Source organism: Thalassolituus sp. UBA6592 (assembly GCF_002433655.1).
In the GTDB taxonomy this organism is placed as follows: Bacteria; Pseudomonadota; Gammaproteobacteria; order Pseudomonadales; family Oceanobacteraceae; genus Venatoribacter.
In genome coordinates this window covers 1-4,070 of sequence record NZ_DJIO01000186.1, presented here as the reverse complement: position 1 = coordinate 4,070, position 4,070 = coordinate 1, and the positions used below count along the sequence as shown (strand labels likewise).

Genomic DNA, 4,070 nt, shown 5'->3' with positions numbered 1-4,070 from the left:
CTGGTGGGCAAGCGGGCGTGCGGGTTAGACGGACCTGCCATATTACGGGTTACAGAAGACAAATCGAAGGTCAGTACACGCTCGTATTCTGCACCTGTTAAGGTGTCGGCCCACAGACCCGCTTGTTTAGCGTAGGTTTCTACCAGTTTAACTTGTTCTGCATCGCGGCCCGTTAACGTCAGGTAGTCCAGGGTTTGCTGGTCAATGTAGAACATCGCCGCCGTTGCGCCGTATTCTGGCGTCATGTTGGAAATGGTTGCACGATCACCTAACGTCAGGTGAGCTGCACCTTCACCGTAGAATTCCAGGTAAGCTGAGACAACGCGTTCTTTGCGTAAGAATTCAGTAAGGGCCAACACGATGTCTGTAGCGGTAATACCGGGTTGGGGTTTACCGGTTAACTCAACACCTACGATGTCTGGCAGGCGCATGTATGACGCGCGGCCTAGCATTACGCTTTCAGCTTCAAGACCGCCTACACCCACGGCAATAACGCCCAGGGCATCAACATGAGGGGTATGGCTGTCGGTGCCTACCAGTGTATCCGGGAAGGCCACGCCGTCTTTGGCGTGTACCACCGGTGACATTTTTTCCAGGTTGATTTGGTGCATAATGCCGTTGCCTGGTGGTATTACGTCAACGTTTTTAAACGCCGTTTTGGTCCAGTTAATAAAGTGGAAGCGGTCATCGTTACGACGGTCTTCAATGGCGCGGTTCTTTTCAAAAGCCTCTGGTTCGAAGCCAGCGTGCTCAACGGCCAGTGAGTGGTCCACGATTAACTGTGTCGGGACGACCGGGTTGACCTTGGACGGGTCACCACCTTGCTGGGCAATAGCGTCACGTAAACCGGCCAAGTCTACCAGCGCGGTCTGGCCCAGAATGTCATGACACACCACCCGGGCAGGAAACCACGGGAAGTCCAGATCGCGTTTGCGATCGATAAGCTGGATCAGTGAGTCCCGCAGTGTTTCAGGCGGGCAGCGGCGAACTAAGTTTTCGGCGTGAACGCGAGAGGTGTAGGGCAGCGTATCAAAGGCGCCGGGTTTGATGGCGTCAACCGCTTCCCTGGCGTCGAAAAAATCTAAAGTTGTGCCTGTCAGGTTCTTTCTGTATTGGGTATTCATGAGGGTTCCACACGGTCTGGGAAGGACCGCTTCGACGGTATGAAGCGGCCATTCTGTGTTATTGACGCTTACGCGCGCTCAGCAATGGGCGTCACTGCGCGCAGATCTTCACCGGTATATTCTGCAGATGGACGAATAATGCGGTTGTCAGCGCGTTGTTCCATAACGTGAGCTGCCCAGCCAGTTAGTCGTGACATCACGAAAATAGGCGTGAACAGTTTGGTTGGGATGCCCATGAAATGGTAAGCCGATGCATGGAAAAAGTCGGCGTTGCAGAACAGTTTCTTCTCGCGCCACATGACTTCTTCGCAACGAACAGAAACCGGGTAAAGCACCTTGTCGCCCACGTCTTTTGCCAGTTTTTCAGACCAGCCTTTGATGATTTCGTTACGCGGATCGGATTCGGAGTAAATGGCGTGGCCAAAGCCCATGATTTTCTCTTTGCGCGCCAGTTTGCCCATCATTTCTTCTTCAGCGTGATCAGCCGAGGTAAAGCCTTCGATCATTTCCATGGCGGCTTCGTTCGCGCCACCGTGCAGTGGGCCACGCAGGGAACCAATAGCACCAGTGATACAGGAGTGCATGTCACTCAGCGTTGATGCACATACGCGTGCAGTGAAGGTAGATGCGTTGAACTCGTGCTCTGCATACAGAATCAGTGATGCCTGCATCACCTGAACATGCAGTTCAGATGGCTTATCGCCATGCAGAGTCCACAGGAACTGTTCGGCAATAGAGTCGGCATCAGTATTCTCATCAATACGCTTGTCATTGTGAGAGAAGTTGTACCAGTAGTTAATCATGCCCGGAAACAGCGCCAGCATACGGTCTGTTGCGTCCTGCTGCTGATCAAAACTGAGTTCAGTTTCGAGGTTCCCCAGCATGGAGCAACCGGTACGCATAACATCCATTGGGTGCGCGTCTGCAGGAATACGTTCCAGCACTTCTTTCAGTGCTTCCGGCATTTTACGCAGGCCTTTCAGCTTGGTTTTGTAAGCATCCAGCTCAGACTGGTTTGGCAGCTTGCCTTTAAGAATCAGGTAAGCCACTTCTTCAAACTGACAGTTATCAGCCAGATCTTTAACGTCATAACCACGGTAAGTCAGGCCGGAACCGGATTTACCTACGGTAGACAGTGCAGTTTTACCGGCTACCTGACCACGCAGGCCAGCACCACTCAGTTCTTTTGCCATGATGTATCTCCCAATCTAATCGTTAACGCTGCTTACTTGTTTTTGCCTTCGGCAAACAGTGCATCCAGTTTTTGTTCGAATTCGTGATAGTTCAGGTAATCGTACAGTTCCATACGGGTCTGCATCATATCAACCACTTTACGCTGATCACCGTCTTCCAGGATCGCTTTGTAAACGGTTTCTGCCGCTTTATTTATCGCACGGAAAGCGCTCAGCGGATACAGCACCATGCCAGCGCCCCATTCTGCCAGCTGTTCGGTATTCCACAGTTCGGTCGCACCAAACTCGGTGATGTTCGCCAGCACAGGTACATCCAGCGCTTCAGAAAATGCGCGGTAATGCTCTTCGGTTTTAATCGCTTCGGCGAAGATGCCGTCAGCACCGGCTTCCACGCAGGCGATTGAGCGTTCGATCGCTGCTTCAATACCTTCCTGCTGGAAAGCATCGGTACGCGCCATAATGAAGAAGCTTTCATCGTTACGGGCATCCACTGCCGCTTTGATACGGTCAGTCATTTCATTTTGCGAAACGATTTCTTTGTTCGGACGGTGGCCACAACGCTTCTGGGCAACCTGATCTTCCAGGTGAACAGCAGCGGCGCCGGCTTTTTCCATTTGCTGAATCGTGCGGGCAATATTGAATGCACCACCCCAGCCGGTATCGATATCAACTAATAACGGCAGAGAGCTCGCTGAGGTAATACGGCGCACGTCTTCGATCACGTCGTTCAGTGAGGTAATGCCCAGATCCGGCAGACCATAGGAGGCGTTCGCTACACCACCACCGGACAGGTAGATCGCCTGGTGGCCAATGCGCTCTGCCATCATGGCGGCGTAAGCATTAATGGTACCTACGATCTGCAGTGGTTTGTTGTCTGCCAGTGCTTTACGGAATTTCTGACCTGGAGTCATTGCCGACCCTCCTCTTCAGCCAAACGGGTTTCAAGGTTTGTTATCGACGTCTGAATATGACGCCGCATGAGCAGTTCAGCCAGCTCTGCATCCCGTGCAGCGATGGCTTCTACGATTCGTTTGTGTTCCTGCAGCGCCTGTGGCGGGCGTTTGCTGCTGGTACTGGTCTGATAACGATACATACGCACGATGTGGTACAGATCGCCACACAGCATCTGATACAGGCGGCTGTTTTTGCTGCCTTTGATAATACGGTAGTGGAAATCCAGATCGCCCGCCTTCTGGTAATAGGCCAATCCCTGTTCTGCAGCGATGGAATCTTCGTGTTCTTTCAGCAGTGCGTACAACTCCTGAATTTCGTCATCCGTCATACGGGTGGCCGCCAGGCGACAGGCCATACACTCAAGTTCCAGCCGGACTTCATAGATGTCACGCAGCTCAGTGGTGGTAAGGGATACCACTCTGGCGCCGGCATGAGGAACACGCTTCACCAGATTACGCGCCTCAAGGCGCTGAATGGCCTCACGCATCGGCGCACGGCTGCCACCATAACGCTCAACCAGTGTCTGCTCTGACAGACGATCCCCCGGGCGCAGCTCACCGCGTACGATCGCTGTGGTCAGCTCGGTAAATACTTTTTCAGCCAGAGTCATTGGTTCAGACATAAGATTGTCTACAATCCTTAACGTTTGATGGCAGTTTACTCGCAAAAACTCATTAAGCAACCGCTTATAAGACTAAGATTGTATGCAATATGGGAATTTTACCGATCAGAGAGTCTGTCGATAGGGATGTTACGGATACAAAAAAGCCCGGCATGGCCGCAATGCTGTTCACTTAAG

The 4,070-nt window shown here is 52.3% G+C and carries 4 protein-coding genes; all 4 read right to left on the bottom strand.

Translation table 11 applies throughout. The features are described from left to right. On the bottom strand, positions 1-1,124 hold a 1,124-nt coding region (locus B2Z72_RS18625; protein ID WP_297005558.1), incomplete at its 3' end, for an aconitase family protein. A gap of 68 nt (positions 1,125-1,192) precedes the next feature. Then, positions 1,193-2,317, bottom strand: coding sequence for a bifunctional 2-methylcitrate synthase/citrate synthase (prpC, locus tag B2Z72_RS18620; protein WP_297005555.1), 1,125 nt, complete (start codon positions 2,315-2,317; stop codon positions 1,193-1,195). A gap of 32 nt (positions 2,318-2,349) precedes the next feature. Further along, positions 2,350-3,228: a methylisocitrate lyase gene (prpB, locus tag B2Z72_RS18615; RefSeq protein WP_297005552.1), complete on the bottom strand. Its 879-nt coding sequence runs from the start codon at positions 3,226-3,228 to the stop codon at positions 2,350-2,352. Then, a complete protein-coding gene (locus tag B2Z72_RS18610; RefSeq protein ID WP_296982630.1) occupies positions 3,225-3,893 on the bottom strand; it encodes a GntR family transcriptional regulator in 669 nt (222 codons plus the stop codon). Before B2Z72_RS18610 ends, prpB begins: the two co-directional genes overlap by 4 nt. Positions 3,894-4,070 lie beyond the last annotated feature (177 nt).